The sequence below is a fragment of the Pseudooceanicola sp. NS-SX9 genome (assembly GCF_057380705.1).
Genome location: NZ_CM170818.1, coordinates 2,865,630 through 2,880,644, shown reverse-complemented (window position 1 = coordinate 2,880,644; position 15,015 = coordinate 2,865,630). Strand labels below are relative to the sequence as shown.

Annotated in this window: 14 protein-coding genes; 5 read left to right on the top strand and 9 right to left on the bottom strand. The window is 68.3% G+C overall.

The features are described 5' to 3' along the window. Positions 1 to 196: 196 nt before the first annotated feature. The 5 genes from AC2ITM_RS13615 to AC2ITM_RS13595 form a co-directional block, all read right to left on the bottom strand. On the bottom strand, positions 197 to 1,186 hold the full coding sequence (locus tag AC2ITM_RS13615) for an aldo/keto reductase (protein WP_486467175.1): 990 nt from the start codon (positions 1,184 to 1,186) through the stop codon (positions 197 to 199). Further along, on the bottom strand, positions 1,183 to 1,887 hold the full coding sequence (gene deoD, locus AC2ITM_RS13610; RefSeq protein ID WP_486467174.1) for a purine-nucleoside phosphorylase: 705 nt from the start codon (positions 1,885 to 1,887) through the stop codon (positions 1,183 to 1,185). The genes AC2ITM_RS13615 and deoD overlap by 4 nt, the downstream gene beginning before the upstream one ends. 60 nt (positions 1,888 to 1,947) lie before the next feature. After that, positions 1,948 to 2,955, bottom strand: a complete 1,008-nt coding sequence (locus AC2ITM_RS13605) for a hypothetical protein (RefSeq protein ID WP_486467173.1) — start codon at positions 2,953 to 2,955, stop codon at positions 1,948 to 1,950. A gap of 46 nt (positions 2,956 to 3,001) precedes the next feature. Beyond that, the gene (locus AC2ITM_RS13600) at positions 3,002 to 3,277 is read right to left on the bottom strand and encodes an acylphosphatase (protein WP_486467172.1); all 276 of its coding nucleotides are present in this window, start codon (positions 3,275 to 3,277) and stop codon (positions 3,002 to 3,004) included. A 148-nt stretch (positions 3,278 to 3,425) separates the two neighbouring features. After that, positions 3,426 to 5,420 (bottom strand): methylmalonyl-CoA mutase family protein, encoded by a 1,995-nt coding sequence (locus tag AC2ITM_RS13595; protein ID WP_486467171.1) that lies wholly within the window; start codon positions 5,418 to 5,420, stop codon positions 3,426 to 3,428. A gap of 353 nt (positions 5,421 to 5,773) precedes the next feature. Here AC2ITM_RS13595 and ccrA point away from each other — a divergent pair, with 353 nt between their 5' ends. The 4 genes from ccrA to AC2ITM_RS13575 all read left to right on the top strand — a co-directional run bounded on the left by ccrA (position 5,774) and on the right by AC2ITM_RS13575 (position 10,206). After that, complete coding sequence (gene ccrA / locus AC2ITM_RS13590; protein ID WP_486467170.1) at positions 5,774 to 7,060, top strand: crotonyl-CoA carboxylase/reductase; 1,287 nt, start codon at positions 5,774 to 5,776, stop codon at positions 7,058 to 7,060. A gap of 121 nt (positions 7,061 to 7,181) precedes the next feature. Continuing rightward, entirely contained in the window at positions 7,182 to 7,412 is a 231-nt protein-coding gene (locus tag AC2ITM_RS13585) for a hypothetical protein (protein WP_486467169.1), read from the top strand. A gap of 551 nt (positions 7,413 to 7,963) precedes the next feature. Then, complete coding sequence (locus AC2ITM_RS13580; protein ID WP_486467168.1) at positions 7,964 to 9,493, top strand: ATP-dependent DNA helicase; 1,530 nt, start codon at positions 7,964 to 7,966, stop codon at positions 9,491 to 9,493. Continuing rightward, positions 9,490 to 10,206 (top strand): SDR family oxidoreductase, encoded by a 717-nt coding sequence (locus AC2ITM_RS13575; protein ID WP_486467167.1) that lies wholly within the window; start codon positions 9,490 to 9,492, stop codon positions 10,204 to 10,206. The genes AC2ITM_RS13580 and AC2ITM_RS13575 overlap by 4 nt, the downstream gene beginning before the upstream one ends. A gap of 6 nt (positions 10,207 to 10,212) precedes the next feature. Here AC2ITM_RS13575 and AC2ITM_RS13570 read toward each other — a convergent pair whose 3' ends face one another. Next, on the bottom strand, positions 10,213 to 11,199 hold the full coding sequence (locus tag AC2ITM_RS13570; protein ID WP_486467166.1) for an FUSC family protein: 987 nt from the start codon (positions 11,197 to 11,199) through the stop codon (positions 10,213 to 10,215). Positions 11,200 to 11,305: 106 nt separating this feature from the next. After that, complete coding sequence (locus AC2ITM_RS13565) at positions 11,306 to 12,181, bottom strand: 3-hydroxybutyryl-CoA dehydrogenase (protein WP_486467165.1); 876 nt, start codon at positions 12,179 to 12,181, stop codon at positions 11,306 to 11,308. A gap of 157 nt (positions 12,182 to 12,338) precedes the next feature. On the opposite strand from AC2ITM_RS13565, the gene AC2ITM_RS13560 reads away from it, so the two are divergent. Next, positions 12,339 to 13,181 carry a DUF6473 family protein gene (locus tag AC2ITM_RS13560; protein WP_486467164.1) on the top strand — a complete coding sequence of 281 codons (843 nt, stop codon included), beginning with the start codon at positions 12,339 to 12,341 and terminating at the stop codon, positions 13,179 to 13,181. A 54-nt stretch (positions 13,182 to 13,235) separates the two neighbouring features. On the opposite strand, the gene AC2ITM_RS13555 is transcribed toward AC2ITM_RS13560, so the two are convergent. Continuing rightward, positions 13,236 to 14,153, bottom strand: a complete 918-nt coding sequence (locus AC2ITM_RS13555; protein WP_486467163.1) for an electron transfer flavoprotein subunit alpha/FixB family protein — start codon at positions 14,151 to 14,153, stop codon at positions 13,236 to 13,238. Next, positions 14,153 to 14,911, bottom strand: coding sequence for an electron transfer flavoprotein subunit beta/FixA family protein (locus AC2ITM_RS13550; RefSeq protein WP_486467162.1), 759 nt, complete (start codon positions 14,909 to 14,911; stop codon positions 14,153 to 14,155). The genes AC2ITM_RS13555 and AC2ITM_RS13550 overlap by 1 nt, the downstream gene beginning before the upstream one ends. Positions 14,912 to 15,015: the final 104 nt, after the last annotated feature.

Below are 15,015 nucleotides of genomic sequence, written 5' to 3'. Positions count from 1 at the left end.
AATCACGCCTAAGGCTCGGTGCGAATCCGTTTTGTCAACACGACCTAGATCCGGCGCCGGGCCTCTGGCCTCTGTCGGAGCCTCCGGCGGGAGTATTTATGGCCAGATGATGAAGAACCGCGTTCCCTGTCATCTGGCCGGAAATACTCCGGGGGAGGCTCCGAAGGAGACGGGGGCAGAGCCCCCCGCCCCGGTCTCAGCAATAGCGCTGGATGGCCACCATCTGGTGATCGCCGTAGCGGTCGCCATGGGCAAAGCCCGTGGGCAGGATGCGGGCGATTTCAGCCATCTCTTCGGGGCCCAGTTCGATCCGGGCGGCATCAAGCCATTCCTGCAGATGGGCGGCAGTGCGGGTGCCGGGGATCGGGATGACATGGGGCCCGCGGGCCAGGACCCAGGCCAGGGCCGCGCCGGCCACCGTCCAGCCCTTGCCGTGGGCCCATTGCCGGAAAGCCTCGACATAGGCGAGGTTGAAGGAGAAGTTCGGTTCCACGAAGCGGGGATTGTTGAGGCGGAAATCGCCCTCGCGCATGTCTTCGCGGCGCACCGAGGTTTCGCCGAACATGCCGCGCGCCAGGGGCGAGAAGGCGACGAAGGCCGTGCCCAGTTCCGCGCAGGTGTCGATGAGGCCCAGCTCGGGCTGGCGGGTCCAGAGGGAATATTCGTTCTGCACCGCCCTGACCGGTGCCACCGCATGGGCGCGGCGCAGTGTCGAGGGGGCGATTTCGGACAGGCCGTAGCCGCCGATCAGACCTTCCTCGATGAAGCGGGCCATGGTTTCTGCGACCTGTTCGATCGGGGTTTCGGGGTTGTGGCGATGGGCATAGAACAGGTCCACCCGGTCGACGCCCAGCCGCTTGAACGAGCCCTCCATCTCGGCCAGCAGGTGGTCGCGGGAATTGTCGATGCGGCGCGGCGGGCCGTTGATGATGCTGGCCTTGGTGGCCAGCACCACCTTCGGTTTCTTCGCCGCCATGTAGCGGCCCAGGATCGTTTCCGACACGCCCATGCCATAGATGTTGGCGACGTCCCAGAAGGTGATCCCGGCCTCGATCGCGGCGTCGAGGCAGGCAAAGCTGGTCTCTTCGTCCGTCGGGCCGAACATGCCGCCGAAGGACATGGCGCCGAAGCCCAGCTGCGGGACCTGCGGGCCACCTCGGCCCAGTTCGACTGTCTTGAATGTCATGTGAAGGCTGCCTCCAGGGCTATTTCAATCATATCTGCAAAGCTTTGTTCGCGCTCGGCACTGGGCAGGGCCTGGCCGGTGACCAGGTGGTCCGACACGGTCAGCACCGCCAGGGCCCGGCAGCCGTGGCGCAGCGCGAGGGTATAGAGTTCGGCGGCCTCCATCTCGACGGCCAGGATCCCGTGGCGGGTCATCTGGTCGTTGAGGTCGGGGCGCTCGTCGTAGAAGACATCGGCCGAGTAGATGCCGCCGGCATGGACCGGCACGCCCCGGGCGCGGGCTGAGGCATGGGCGGCGGCCAGCAGGCCGTAATCGGCCGAGGGGGCAAAGTTCAGCTCTCGGAAGATGCCGCGCGAGGGGGTCGAGATCGACGAGGCCGTCATTGCCAGAACGATGTCGCGCAGCTGCACCCGTGGCTGCATCGCCCCGCAGGAGCCGATGCGGATCAGGGTCCGGGCGCCGTAGTCACGGATCAGCTCGTTGACGTAGATCGACAGTGACGGCATCCCCATGCCGGATCCCTGGATGGTCACCGGATGGCCTTTCCAGGTGCCGCTGTAGCCCAGCATGCCACGGACCTCGTTGACCAGGCGCGGCGCCGTCAGGAAGGTCTGTGCCGCCCAGCGGGCCCGGTAGGGGTCGCCCGGCAGCAGCACGGTTTCGGCAATGTCTCCCGGGGTGGCCCCGATGTGGATGGTCATGATCTCTCCTCCGCTCCTGGGGGCCAGACTAGGGGCTGGGGCGGCAGGGGCAAGAGAGGCTCAGGGCACGTAGGGGGAAGAATAGCCCAGGAAACGGTCGGGGCTGGGCACCGAGGCCAGGGTTTCGGGTGCCGAGGTCTGCCAGCCGAGCCGCGCGGCAGGGTCGGCGGCGGCGCGGTAGCTGCTGTGGCCACAGTCCAGCCGGTCGATGCGGCGGTCGCCGGGGATGACATGGCAGGCACGGCTGGGCTGCAGGCTGCCGAAGCTCTTGTTGCCGAGCGCGGCAACCGAGGGGCGGGCGAAGGTCAGGGCCAGGCTGACCGTGGGCTCTAGCGCGCCGCCTTCGGTATAGCGCCCGGAGAAGGCGCTTTTCAGCGTCGTGCCGGGGGGCAGGCCGCCGGAATAGCTGCCGGTGAAGGCCAGGGTGCCGATCCCGCGCGAGGCCCGGGTCGAGGTCGCCGGGTAGTGGAACACGCTGAGCTTGGCGCCGACGTCGAAATCGTCATCGACGGCGTGGCTCCAGCGGACATAGCTGTCCATGCCGCGGCGGGGCACGGCGACGGTGGTGGCGTATTTCGCGGCGGTGTAGTTCAGGAAGGGCAGGTAGATGTTGCCGCCGAAGACCAGGTTCTCGCCGCGGTAGCCGTGGGGGTGGGCGACCTCGTATTCCGCGCCAAGGGTCATCTGGCCGAGGATCGGCCGCAGTTCCGGGCGCTTGCCGAAGTCGAGATAGGCATTGACGCCCAGCACCCTGTCGCGCGGCAGGGCGCGGCGCCAGATGGTGCCGTAGCTGAACTGCGCGCTGCGGCTGCCGGAATTGCCGGCGAAGGACAGGCGCGTTTCGGCAAAGCGGGCGCTGCGCGGGGCCACGGCCGTCGGGCGGAACAGCGACAGTCCCAGGGCCTTCCAGGCCGGCGTGGCGGTCAGCGTGTAGCTGCCGGTGCTGGCGTAGGAAATCGCCTGCGGGCGCAGCAACGTCAGATCCTGGCTGGTGGCCGGGGCGGCGTCGGAGGGGCGGGGAAGCAGTGCGAGGCTGCAGGCCAGGGCGGTGATCAGTCGTGCCAGCATCGGTCCTTTCGTCGGTTGTGCCGCGGGCGGGATCCGGCGCGGCGGTTCAGGGCAGGACCCGGAAACCGGCAGTGCCGGGCGGGTCGGCGGCGGTGGTCTCGACCGCGGTGACACGGGCGAGGGCGGGGCCCCGGGCGCAATCGCGCAGCATTTCGGCGACGCGCGGCGCGGGCCCGTGAAAGAGCGCGGTGACGGCGCCGGAGGCCTCGTTGCGGACCCAGCCGGTCAGCGCGAGGGCCGTGGCCCGGCGTCGGGTCCAGGCGCGGTAGCCCACGCCCTGGACGCGGCCGGTGATGCGGGCGGTGCAGGTGATGTCGGTCATCTGGCGCGTCCCCGGAAGGCGTCCCCGGAACGGCATGTCCGGGAGGCTGGCCCCAGGATGCCATCCCGGGGCGGCAGGGTCCATTGTCGGGCCGGTCAAAAACCCGGCCAGGGGGCCGGGACGCCGGTTTTGCGGGCGCCCGGCCGGTCTATTGCGCGGCCGAGACGCCGGGGTCCGCCAAGGTGATGAGATCGCCCATCAGGCGGTTCACCTCGAAATCCTTGGGCGTGTAGATCCGCGCGACGCCGGCGGCGCGCAGCCGGGCGATGTCGGCCTCGGGGATGATGCCGCCGAGGACGAGGGGGATGTGCGAGAGCCCGCGCGCCTGCATCCGTTCGAGGAGTTCCGTCACCAGCGCCACGTGCGAGCCGGAAAGGACCGAGACGCCAAGCACATGGGCGCGGGTTTCGGCCAGGGCCTCGACGATCTGTTCCGGGGTCTGGCGGATGCCGTCGTAGCGGATCTGCATGCCGCAGTCGCGGGCCCGGCAGGCGATCTGTTCGGCGCCGTTGGAATGGCCGTCGAGGCCGGGCTTGGCGATCAGGATCGACAGGCGCCGACCGAGGCGGGCCGAGACCGCATCGACCGCGTCGCGCAGATCGTCGAGCCCCTCGGCCTGGTTCGAGCGGCCCTCGGCAACGCCCGTGGGCCCGCGGTATTCGCCATGCACGGCGCGCAGGGTCTGGGACCATTCGCCGGTGGTGACGCCGGCTTTGGCCGCAGCGATCGAGGCGGGCATGATGTTTTCGCCCGCCAGGGCCGCTTCGCGCAGCGCATCGAGCGCCGCGCGAACCGCGTCTGCGTCGCGCCCCGCCCGCCAGGCGGCGAGGCGATCCAGCTGGTCGGCCTCGGCACCGGCGTCGACGGTCATGATGCCGCCGTCGGCCCCCATGAGGGGGGAGGGTTCAGCCTCGGTCCAGCGGTTGACGCCGACGACGACGGTCTCGCCGCGCTCGATCCGGGAGAGGCGGGCGGCGTTGCTTTCGACAAGGCGCGCCTTCATGTGGTCGATCGCCGCGATGGCGCCGCCCATGGCCTGCAGGCTGGCCAGTTCTTCGAGCGCCGCGGCCTTGAGCTGGGCGACCTTGGCCTCGACGGCGGGGTTGCCCTCGAACAGGTCGTCATATTCCAGCAGGTCGGTTTCATAGGCCAGGATCTGCTGCATCCTGAGCGACCATTGCTGATCCCAGGGGCGCGGCAGGCCGAGGGCCTCGTTCCAGGCGGGCAGCTGCACGGCGCGGGCGCGGGCGGATTTCGACAGGGTGACCGCCAGCATCTCGATCAGGATGCGGTGCGAGTTGTTTTCCGGCTGCGGTTCCGTCAGCCCCAGCGAATTGACCTGCACGCCATAGCGGAAGCGGCGGTATTTCGGATCCTCGACGCCGTAGCGGGTCAGGGCGATGTCGTCCCAGAGTTCGGCAAAGGCACGCATCTTGCACATCTCGGTGACGAAGCGGATGCCGGCGTTGACGAAGAAGCTGATGCGCCCGACGATGCGGGGAAAATCGGCCGCAGGCACCCGTGGGCGCAGCGCGTCCAGCACCGCCTGGGCGGTGGCCAGCGCATAGGCCAGTTCCTGCTCCGGTGTCGCGCCCGCCTCCTGCAGGTGGTAGGAACAGACGTTCATCGGGTTCCATTTCGGCAGCTCGGCGGCGCAGTATTCGGCGACGTCGGCGATCATCGACAGGCTGGGGGCGGGCGGAAAGATATAGGTCCCGCGGCTGAGGTATTCCTTGATCAGGTCGTTCTGCACCGTGCCCTGCAGGGCCGCGCGTTCGGCGCCCTGTTCCTCGGCCACGGCGATGTAGAGCGCCAGCAGCCAGGGGGCCGTGGCATTGATCGTCATCGAGGTGTTCATCTGCCCCAGCGGGATCTGGTCAAAAAGCCGCCGCATGTCGCCCAGGTGGCAGACCGGCACACCGACCTTGCCGACCTCTCCGCGCGCCAGCACGTGGTCGCTGTCATAGCCCGTCTGCGTCGGCAGGTCGAAGGCCACCGAAAGGCCCGTCTGACCCTTGGCCAGGTTGCCGCGATAAAGCGCGTTCGACGCGGCGGCGCTGGAATGGCCCGAATAGGTGCGGAACAGCCAGGGCTGGTCCTTGCGGGGGGCGGCGGTGGGGGTCTTGGGGTCGTGCGCGGTCATGTCGGCCTCGCTGATTCTGAGAGGTAATTAAATTTCTCCATCCATCGTATGTGCGAAACAATGCATCCGCGTCAAGCTTCTGCATCGCAGCGCGACACTATGCCTGTAGGTCTTGGACCTTGGTCGGAGGATGATGAACGGGGGCAATCAATCGCCCTTCCAGGAAATGCCAGTAAATCAAGGGATTTATGGCTCCGGCGTGGCGGCGACCGGCTGAGGATGTTTCGTCTGTGAGACATATAGTTGCGCAATTACCGGTCGAATGGGTTGCAATGTTACCCGTCGGATCGTATCTCTCGTCACGTAAACCGCGATTCTGCAACGCGGCATCTCCCGAGGAGGAGGAGGACGTGATGGCTTTCGACACTGACACGGGCATTGCCCCTTATGACGCCCCCCGCAAGGAACTCTATGACGTGGGAGAGCTGCCGCCGCTGGGCCACGTGCCTGCGAAGATGCACGTCTGGTGCATCCGCCGCGAGCGTCACGGCACCCCTGACAAGAGCTTTCTGCAGGAGGTCGTCGACGTGAAGACGCCCGACAGCCACGAGGTCCTTGTCCTGGTGATGGCGGCAGGGGTGAACTACAACGGCGTCTGGGCGGGCCTGGGGGTGCCGATCAGCCCCTTCGACAGCCATGGCGCGCCCTATCACATCGCGGGTTCGGATGCTTCGGGGGTGGTCTGGGCGGTGGGCGACAAGGTCACCCGCTGGAAGGTCGGCGACGAGGTCGTGATCCACTGCAACCAGGATGATGGCGACGACGAGGAATGCAACGGCGGCGACCCGATGTTCAGCCCCTCGCAGCGGATCTGGGGCTACGAGACCCCCGACGGGTCTTTCGCGCAGTTCACCTGCGTGCAGGCCCAGCAGCTGCTGCCGCGTCCCAAGCACCTGACCTGGGAGGAAAGCGCCTGCTACACGCTGACGCTCGCCACCGCCTACCGGATGCTGTTCGGCCATCACCCGCATGAGCTGAAGCCCGGCCAGAACGTGCTGGTCTGGGGCGCCTCGGGGGGCTTGGGATCCTATGCGATCCAGCTGATCAATGCTGCGGGCGGCAATGCGATCGGGGTGATTTCCGACGAGGACAAGCGCGATTTCGTCATGAGCCTCGGCGCCAAGGGTGTCATCAACCGCAAGGATTTCAACTGCTGGGGCCAGCTGCCCACGGTGAACACGCCCGAATACAAGGCCTGGTTCGCCGAGGCGCGCAAATTCGGCAAGGCGATCTGGGACATCACCGGCAAGGGCAACAATGTCGATATCGTCTTTGAACATCCGGGCGAGGCGACCTTCCCGGTGTCGACGCTGGTGTGCAAGAAGGGGGGCATGGTGGTGATCTGCGCGGGCACCACCGGGTTCAACTGCACCTTCGACGTGCGCTACCTGTGGATGCACCAGAAGCGCGTGCAGGGCAGCCATTTCGCCCATCTCAAGCAGGCGGCGGCCGCCAACCGGCTGATGGTCGAGCGGCGCCTGGATCCCTGCATGTCCGAGGTCTTTCCCTGGGCCGAGATCCCCGCCGCCCATGTCAAGATGATGAACAACCAGCACAAGCCCGGCAACATGGCGGTGCTGGTGCAGGCCCCGCGCACCGGCCTGCGCACCGTCGAGGACGTGGTGGCCTGCCGGCCTTAACGTTTTATTAGGGCGGGCGCCGGAAAATGGTCTCCAAATCAGGTGATCAGTGGCGCCCGGACTGCCCCGGGCCCGCTATGTGAGGTGCAAGATGCGGGTCGATATCAGAAGTGCTCCGGGCATGGACGCGGCCGCCTTCGCGCGGATCTCGGCGGATGCCTGGATGGTCGATGTGCTGGCCGAACTTCAGGAGGCCGCGCTGGACCGGGCGATGTATTCGGTGGCCGAACATCTGGCCGAGACGACGCGCCTTGTGCAGGGCGAGATCGCCCGCAAGCGTAACGAGGCCCGCCGCAATCGCGGCACCGGCCATGGCCTGGCCGAGGGATCCGCCTATTCCAGGCGCAACTGATCCCGGGGCAGCGGGACAGGGACTCCGCAGGGGGTACCGAAAGGGCGTGTCCCGGGCGGGGTCGCGCCCTTCTTCCTGTCTGGTTGGCCCTGTGCCTGACCGGGGTCAGGGGGCGGTCCCGTGCCAGATGTGCCGACCCCGATGCCGGGGCGCGTCGGTCCCGTGCCGGGTGTACCGGTGCCGTGCCGGGCGTACCGGTGCCGTGCCGGGCGTACCGGTGCCGTGCCGGGTGTGCCGGTGCCGTGTTAGGCGTACCGGTCCAGTGCCGGGTGTACCGGGACCGTGCCGGGGTCCCAAGTCCCCTGCCGGACGCGCCGGTTCGGGGCTGGGGGGCATGCGGGGTCGTGGACCTGTTCGGGCCCCGTGACCGGTGCCGGGCGGGGGCCCCGAACAGGGGGCTGTGCCCGTGCTCGGGCGGCGTGCCTCGGCTGAGGGGTGGCCGCGCGTCAATCCTGCCGCTGCCCTGCCTGGCCCTGCAATTCCGCCTGACGGCAGGTTCACCGGCATCGCGGTCTCTGGTGCTTTGGCCCGCGAGCGGCTAGCCTCCGGCCATGTCCCTGCCCGCGATCACCTTCTCTCATGACCAGGCCGAAGCCTATGACCGCGTGGCCGACAGCCTGCGCGGCGCCGGCATCGACATCGAAAACGGCACGCTCAGCCCCCCGCTGGAGGGCCGCTCGCGCGTGCTGGCGGTGATGGGCAAGGCGGGCTCTGGCAAGACCATGCTGCTGTCGGCGCTGGCCGAGGCCTGCAAGCAGGCCGGTCTGGCCGTCGTTTCGGGCGATTACGAGCCCAAGCGCGACAAGGAGGGCCGGTCGCTGGCGATCCTGGCGCCGACCAACAAGGCGGCTTCGGTGCTGCGGCTGCGCGGCGTGCCGGCGACGACGATCCACCGGATCCTCTACAAGCCGGTCTATGATCCCGAATACGAACGCATCGCCGAATGGCTGGAAGGCCACGGCGAGCGTCCCGAGATCGAGTCCATCACCCCCGAGGCGCTGGAACGCGCCAAGGCCAGCTACGAGACCAACAAGTCGATCCCGGCCGCGCTGGCGGTGGCGGGGCTGCGGGGATCCGATTTCATCACCGGCTGGAAGCGGCGCGAAGAGGCGCTGGACGTGGGCTTTATCGACGAAGCCTCGATGCTGGACGAAAAGCAGTACGACGACTTGCGCGAGATCTTCCCGAACCTGGTGCTGTTCGGCGATCCGGCGCAGCTGGCGCCCGTGGGCCAGTCCGGCAAGATGGTCTTCGATGCGTTGCCCGAGCCCGCAAAGCTGACGCTGGCGCGCATCCACCGGCAGGATGCCGACAACCCGATCCTGGACCTGGCCCATGCCCTGGCCGACCCCGAGGTCGACTTCTACCGGTTCGAACGCATGGTCGAAGAGGCCGCCCGCCGCGACGAACGGGTGCAGTTCGCCCAAAGGGTCGAGGCCGGGCTGATGGCGCGCTCGCCGGTGCTGGTCTGGCGCAACGCGACGCGGATCCGGCTGATCAACGCCTTCCGCACCGTCCACGGCGCCCCCGAGGACGCCCTGCTGCCCGGCGAGCCGCTGATCTGCGACGGGCTGGAACTGCCGCTGAAGCACCGCCGCAAGCGGCTGGACCTTGAGGCCCGCGGGCTGATCAAGGGCGCGCAGGTGATCTACCTCGGGCCGGGCAAGCGGCGGGGGTTCTCTCGGTTGCATGTGGTGGGGGCGGAAAGCCCGCAGGTCTCGGCCGCCTCGATCGTCAAGATCGAGAAACCCGACGAGGAAGAGCCCTTCATCCCCTTCGCCGCCCATATGGGTGCCACCTTCCTGCATGGCGCGGCGGTGACGATCCACAAGGCGCAGGGGTCGCAATGGCCCGATGTGCAGGTCTTTGCGCCCGATCTTTACGCCGCCTTCAAGATGGGCCGCGCCGAGGCCGGCCAGCCCCTGTGGAAGCGCCTGGCCTATGTCGCCATCACCCGCGCCGAGCAGCGCCTGCACTGGGTGGTGCGCAACCGCCTGTCCCGCCCCGAGGCGCCCCTGGGCATCGAGGACCTGCGCGGCGCCGCCCCGACGCTGGAGCTGGAGGCGGAGGAGCCCGAGTGAACACCATCGTCATCACCGGCGCCAGCTCTGGGATCGGTCGGGCCACTGCCCGCGCCTTCCTCGAGGCCGGCTGGACGGTGGGCCTTCTGGCGCGGCGGGAAAGCGTGCTGCAATCGCTGGCCGAGGACTACCGCCGCGCGATCGTGCTGCCTGCCGATGTGACCGATGAAACCCAGGTTCTGGGCGCCTTCGCGGGCTTCGTGCAGCAGACCGGGCGGCTGGATGTGCTGTTCAACAACGCCGGCGCCTACGGATCCCAGGCGCCCATCGACGAGGTGTCGCTGGACGAATGGCGTCGCCTGCTGGACGTGAACCTGACGGGGATGTTCCTGTGCGCGCGGGCGGCGTTCTCGCAGATGCGGCGGCAGCAGCCGATGGGCGGGCGGATCATCAACAACGGTTCGGTCTCGGCCCATGCCCCGCGCGAGGGGGCGGTGGCCTATACCGCCACCAAGCATGCGGTGACGGGGCTGACCCGCAGCCTCAGCCTGGACGGGCGGGCCCATGACATCGCCTGCGGCCAGATCGACATCGGCAATGCCCGGACCGAGCTGTTCGAGGCCGCAACCGCCGGATCCGATGACCCGCCCCCGGTGATCGAGGTGGCTGAGGTCGCCCGCGCGGTGCTGCACATGGCCAGCCTGCCGCTGTCGGCCAATGTGCAGTACATGACGCTGATGGCGACCAAGATGCCCTATGTCGGGCGCGGCTGATCCGGCCTAGCCCGGCAGGCTGCGTTTCAGCAGGCGGCGGATCACCAGCACGCACAGGCAGGCGCCCCCCAGCAGCGCCAGCGACGACACCGCCTGCACCGCCAGCGGATGGCCCGGCTGGCCCACTTCGCCCGCCAGCAGGAAGCACATGTTGGAATCCAGCCCCAGCGGCGCGGTCTTCGGGCTGGCGCGCAGCAGGGCGCCGCCCAGGATGAAGGCGGCGGTGATCAGCAGGATTACCCGCAGGTCCTGCACATCGAACAGCGCCAGCAGGCCGCGATAGCTAAGGGCCGCAGCCACCGCGATGGCGACGCCCGGCACCAGAAAGCGCAGCGGCGGGCGGGGATCGGGCATGGCCGAAAGGATGGTGCCGAAGATGCAGATCGCCAGCGCGCCGCCCAGGGTGACGGGGCCGGGCAGACCCAGCGTCAGCGCCATGCCAAGGGCCGCGGCCGCGGCGGCGATCAGCCCGCGCTGCAGGGCGGTGCCGGTCTGATGCGCCTGGCGCAGCGGTGGCACCTGGTCGCGGCGCGGGGTGAAGAAGAAGGTGACCAGCGTCACCATGCAGACCCCGATCAGCGTGCACCAGACCCGGTCCATCGCCAGATCCACCGCATTCGCCTGGGTCGCCACCACCGGCAGCAGCACCACGGCCGAGGTGATGGAAAACAGCATCGCGCCATAGCTGTAGACGGTGCCGATCCAGAAGGCGAGGCCGACGCCCAGCCCCGCGCCCAGGGCGATCCCGGGGATCAACACCTGCGGCGTGGTCCCCAGATGCAGCACCGCAACGCCATATCCCGCCCCCGCCAGCGTACCCGCCAGCCGCAGCACGCCACGGATCACCAGGTCTTCGCGCCAGGGCTGGCTGACCACCCAGACCGGCATCGCGGCCCAGAACGGATTGTGCAGCCCAAGCGCCATCGCGATCGCCAGCGCCCCGAAGGCGGCAATGAAAAGGCGCAGGGCGCGCGTCAGGTCGGCAGTCTGCATCGTGATCCTTTCAGCCTCCCCGGTTCCCGTCTAGCCCGACAGGGGACGCCAGGGAAGGCCGCGACCGGCACGGCCGGTCTGACCCCGATGCAAGGCTGCGGGCTGCCTAGCGGCTGGGCACCGGGGTCTCGCCCCGGTAGTCGTAGAAGCCACGGCCGGTCTTGCGCCCCAGCCAGCCGGCCTCGACATATTTCACCAGCAGCGGGCAGGGGCGGTACTTGGTGTCCGCCAGCCCGTCATGCAGCACGTTCATGATCGCCAGGCAGGTGTCCAGGCCGATGAAATCCGCCAGCTCCAGCGGGCCCATCGGGTGGTTCGCGCCCAGCTTCATCGCCATGTCGATGCTCTCGACGTTGCCGACGCCTTCCAGCAGCGTATAGACCGCCTCGTTGATCATCGGGATCAGGATGCGGTTGACGATGAAGGCGGGGAAATCCTCGGCCGAGGACGCGGTCTTGCCGATCTTCCTGACCACTGCCAGACAGGCCTGATAGGTGGCCTCGTCGGTGGCGATGCCGCGGATCAGCTCGACCAGCTGCATCACCGGCACCGGGTTCATGAAGTGGAAGCCCAGGAACCGCTCGGGGCGGTCGGTGCGGCTGGCCAGCCGGGTGATCGACAGCGACGAGGTGTTCGAGGTCAGGATCGTCTGTTCGCCCAGATGCGGCTGAAGTTCGCGGAAGATCGCGTCCTTGACGCTTTCCTTCTCGGTCGCGGCCTCGATCACCAGGTCGCAGGGGCCAAGATCGCTGAGCGTCAGCGTCGTCGAGATCCGCGCCAGCGTGGTGTCGCGGGTTTCGGCGGTGATCTTTTCCCGGCTCACCTGGCGGTCGAGGTTCTTGGTGATCGTGGCAAGTCCGCGGTCCAGCGCCTCGCGGCTGATGTCGTTCAGCAGGACGTCGTAACCCGCCATGGCCATCACATGCGCGATGCCATTGCCCATCTGCCCGGCGCCGATCACGCCTACCCGTTGGATCTCCATGAGGGCCCTCCTGCTTGTACCTCGGGGGCAATGTGCCCGCGTCGCTGCGCCGCCGCAAGAGCGGAACCGGAAGGGCAGGGGCGCTGCTGCACACCAATTCAGCTTTTCGCAACATCTGCCCGCCAGACTGTGCGCCGGGTGAATGATGGTGGGTACGATGACACTGGAACCGATGGGCCAGGGGGGGCTCGATTATTTTCCATGCCGGTATGACGGGTCGCGGGTGCTGTTCCGCGGGCCGAAGCGACCGGTGGATGGCGATTACATCGCCTTTCTGGGGGGGGCCGAAACCTACGGGCGCTTCATCCCGCAGCCCTTTCCCGCCGGGATCGAGGCACGGCTGGGCCTGCCTTGCGTGAACCTGGGCTGGCCGGGGGCGGGGCCCGATGCGCTGCTGGCGGATCCCGGCGTGCAGCGGCTGGCCGGGCAGGCGCGGGCGGTGGTGCTGCAGGTGCCGGGGGCGGTGAACCTGACGAACCGCTTCTATGCCGTGCATCCGCGCCGCAACGACCGCTTCCTGCAGGCGACGCCACTGCTGCGCAGCCTGGCCCCCTCCGTCGATTTCACCGAGGTCCATTTCACCGGCCACCTGATGTCTTGCCTGGCCACCGCCGCCCCCGAGGCGTTCGACACCGTGTTGGCGGACTTGCAGCGCATCTGGATCGCCCGGATGCAGGCGCTGTTGCAGGCGCTGCCGGGCCCCGTGCTGCTGCTGTGGTTTGCGGCCTATGCACCCCCTGAAAAGGCCCGCGATCCCGCGGCCCCCGGCCCGGCCCTGGTCACCCGCGCAATGCTGGAGGCGCTTGTCCCCCATGCGGCAGGGCAGGTCATCGCGGTCCCCTCGGCGCAGGCCCTGGGTGAGGGGACCCGGGGCATGGTCTTCTCGGCGCTTGAGGTGCCGGCGGCGGCGCGGGTGCTGCCGGTCGCCGCCCATACCGAGGCCGCCAGGCAGATGGAAGCGCCCCTTCAGGATCTGCTGTCGACCCGCCGCCGCGCCTGAGCGTGCATGCAAAAGGCCCGCCGTGGCGGGCCTTTTCATCGTCTTCGCAGGGCCTTACAGCTTGCCGGTCAGCTCCGGCACGGCGGCGAACAGGTCCGCGACCAGGCCGTAATCGGCCACCTGGAAGATCGGCGCCTCTTCGTCCTTGTTGATCGCCACGATCACCTTCGAATCCTTCATCCCCGCAAGGTGCTGGATCGCCCCGGAAATCCCGACCGCCACGTACAGCTCGGGTGCCACGACCTTGCCGGTCTGGCCAACCTGCCAGTCGTTCGGCGCAAAGCCCGAATCGACCGCCGCCCGCGAGGCGCCCACTGCCGCGCCCAGCTTGTCCGCCAGCGCCTCGATCAGCGCGAAATCCTCTTCCGAGCCAACGCCGCGCCCGCCCGAGACGACGATCTTCGCCGAGGTCAGCTCGGGCCGGTCCGAGGCCGCAACCTTGTCCTCGACCCAGGCCGACAGGCCCGGATCCGCCACGGCGCCCAGCGTCTCGACCGGGGCGGCGTTGCCCAGGCCCGCCGCCTCGAAGGTCGAGGTCCGGAAGGTGATCACCTTAACCGAATCCTTGGATTTCACGGTCTGAATGGCATTGCCCGCGTAGATCGGGCGCTCGAACGTATCCGCATCCACCACGGAGGTGACATCAGACAGGATCATCACGTCGAGAAGGGCCGCCACGCGCGGCAGGATGTTCTTTGCATCCGAGGTCGCCGGCGCCACGATGTGGCTATAGCCCGGCGCCAGGGACAGGATCAGCGCCGCGACGGGCTCGGCCAGGCGGTGGGCCAGGGCGGCGTCCTCGGCCACCAGCACCTTCGCCACACCGGCGATGGTGGCGGCTTCGGCACCGGCAGCGGCGCCCAGGCACAGCACGGTCACATCGCCCAGCGTCTGGGCGGCGGTCACGGCCTTGGCGGTGGCATCCAGTGCCAGCGCGCCCTCGTTGATCTCGGCAAGCAGCAGGACAGCCATCAGAGGATCCCCTTCTCTTTCAGTTTCGACACCAGCTCGTCGACCGAGGCCACCATCTCGCCGGCCTGACGCGCTGCGGGTTCCGAGGTCTTGACGATCTCAAGCCGCGGGGTCACGTCGACGCCCAGCTCGGCCGCGGTCTTTTCGGCCAGGGGTTTCTTCTTGGCTTTCATGATGTTGGGCAGCGAGGCATAGCGCGGCTCGTTCAGGCGCAGGTCGGCGGTGACGACCGCGGGCAGCTTGACGCTGATGGTCTGCAGGCCGCCGTCGACCTCGCGGGTGACGGTGGCGGCATCGCCCTCGACGCCCACTTCGCCGGCAAAGGTCGCCTGGGACCAGCCCAGCAGCGCCGACAGCATCTGCCCGGTGGCGTTCATGTCGTTGTCGATGGCCTGCTTGCCGGCGATGACCAGCTGCGGCGCCTCTTCGGCGACGATCGCCTTCAGGATCTTGGCGACGGCCAGCGGCTCGATATCCTGATGCACGTCATCGGCCGCAACCACCAGGATGGCGCGGTCGGCGCCCATCGCCAGCGCCGTGCGCAGGGTTTCCTGCGCCTGCTTGACGCCGATGGAAACCGCAACAACCTCGGTCGCGATACCCTTTTCCTTCAGCCGGATCGCCTCTTCCACGGCAATCTCGTCGAACGGGTTCATCGACATCTTCACGTTCGCAAGATCGACACCGCTGCCATCCGCCTTCACGCGGACCTTCACGTTGTAGTCGATCACGCGTTTGACAGGCACAAGAACCTTCATCGGCGGACACTCCCTCAGTTTCATTCGCGGCACGGGCTGCGGATTCGCGCCATGATGCCGCCTTCCGCGAGGTGATTAATACCCCGCGAAAGGTCGCGACATGT

Bases quoted from the DNA above. Each gene is read 5' to 3' on its own strand.
- AC2ITM_RS13565 (WP_486467165.1), bottom strand. From the start codon at position 12,181: ATGGAGATCCAACGGGTAGGCGTGATCGGCGCCGGGCAGATGGGCAAT.
- AC2ITM_RS13570 (WP_486467166.1), bottom strand. From the start codon at position 11,199: ATGCAGACTGCCGACCTGACGCGCGCCCTGCGCCTTTTCATTGCCGCC.
- AC2ITM_RS13580 (WP_486467168.1), top strand. From the start codon at position 7,964: ATGTCCCTGCCCGCGATCACCTTCTCTCATGACCAGGCCGAAGCCTAT.
- AC2ITM_RS13595 (WP_486467171.1), bottom strand. From the start codon at position 5,420: ATGACCGCGCACGACCCCAAGACCCCCACCGCCGCCCCCCGCAAGGAC.
- deoD (WP_486467174.1), bottom strand. From the start codon at position 1,887: ATGACCATCCACATCGGGGCCACCCCGGGAGACATTGCCGAAACCGTG.
- AC2ITM_RS13550 (WP_486467162.1), bottom strand. From the start codon at position 14,911: ATGAAGGTTCTTGTGCCTGTCAAACGCGTGATCGACTACAACGTGAAG.
- AC2ITM_RS13555 (WP_486467163.1), bottom strand. From the start codon at position 14,153: ATGGCTGTCCTGCTGCTTGCCGAGATCAACGAGGGCGCGCTGGCACTG.
- AC2ITM_RS13615 (WP_486467175.1), bottom strand. From the start codon at position 1,186: ATGACATTCAAGACAGTCGAACTGGGCCGAGGTGGCCCGCAGGTCCCG.
- ccrA (WP_486467170.1), top strand. From the start codon at position 5,774: ATGGCTTTCGACACTGACACGGGCATTGCCCCTTATGACGCCCCCCGC.
- AC2ITM_RS13560 (WP_486467164.1), top strand. From the start codon at position 12,339: ATGACACTGGAACCGATGGGCCAGGGGGGGCTCGATTATTTTCCATGC.
- AC2ITM_RS13600 (WP_486467172.1), bottom strand. From the start codon at position 3,277: ATGACCGACATCACCTGCACCGCCCGCATCACCGGCCGCGTCCAGGGC.
- AC2ITM_RS13605 (WP_486467173.1), bottom strand. From the start codon at position 2,955: ATGCTGGCACGACTGATCACCGCCCTGGCCTGCAGCCTCGCACTGCTT.
- AC2ITM_RS13585 (WP_486467169.1), top strand. From the start codon at position 7,182: ATGGACGCGGCCGCCTTCGCGCGGATCTCGGCGGATGCCTGGATGGTC.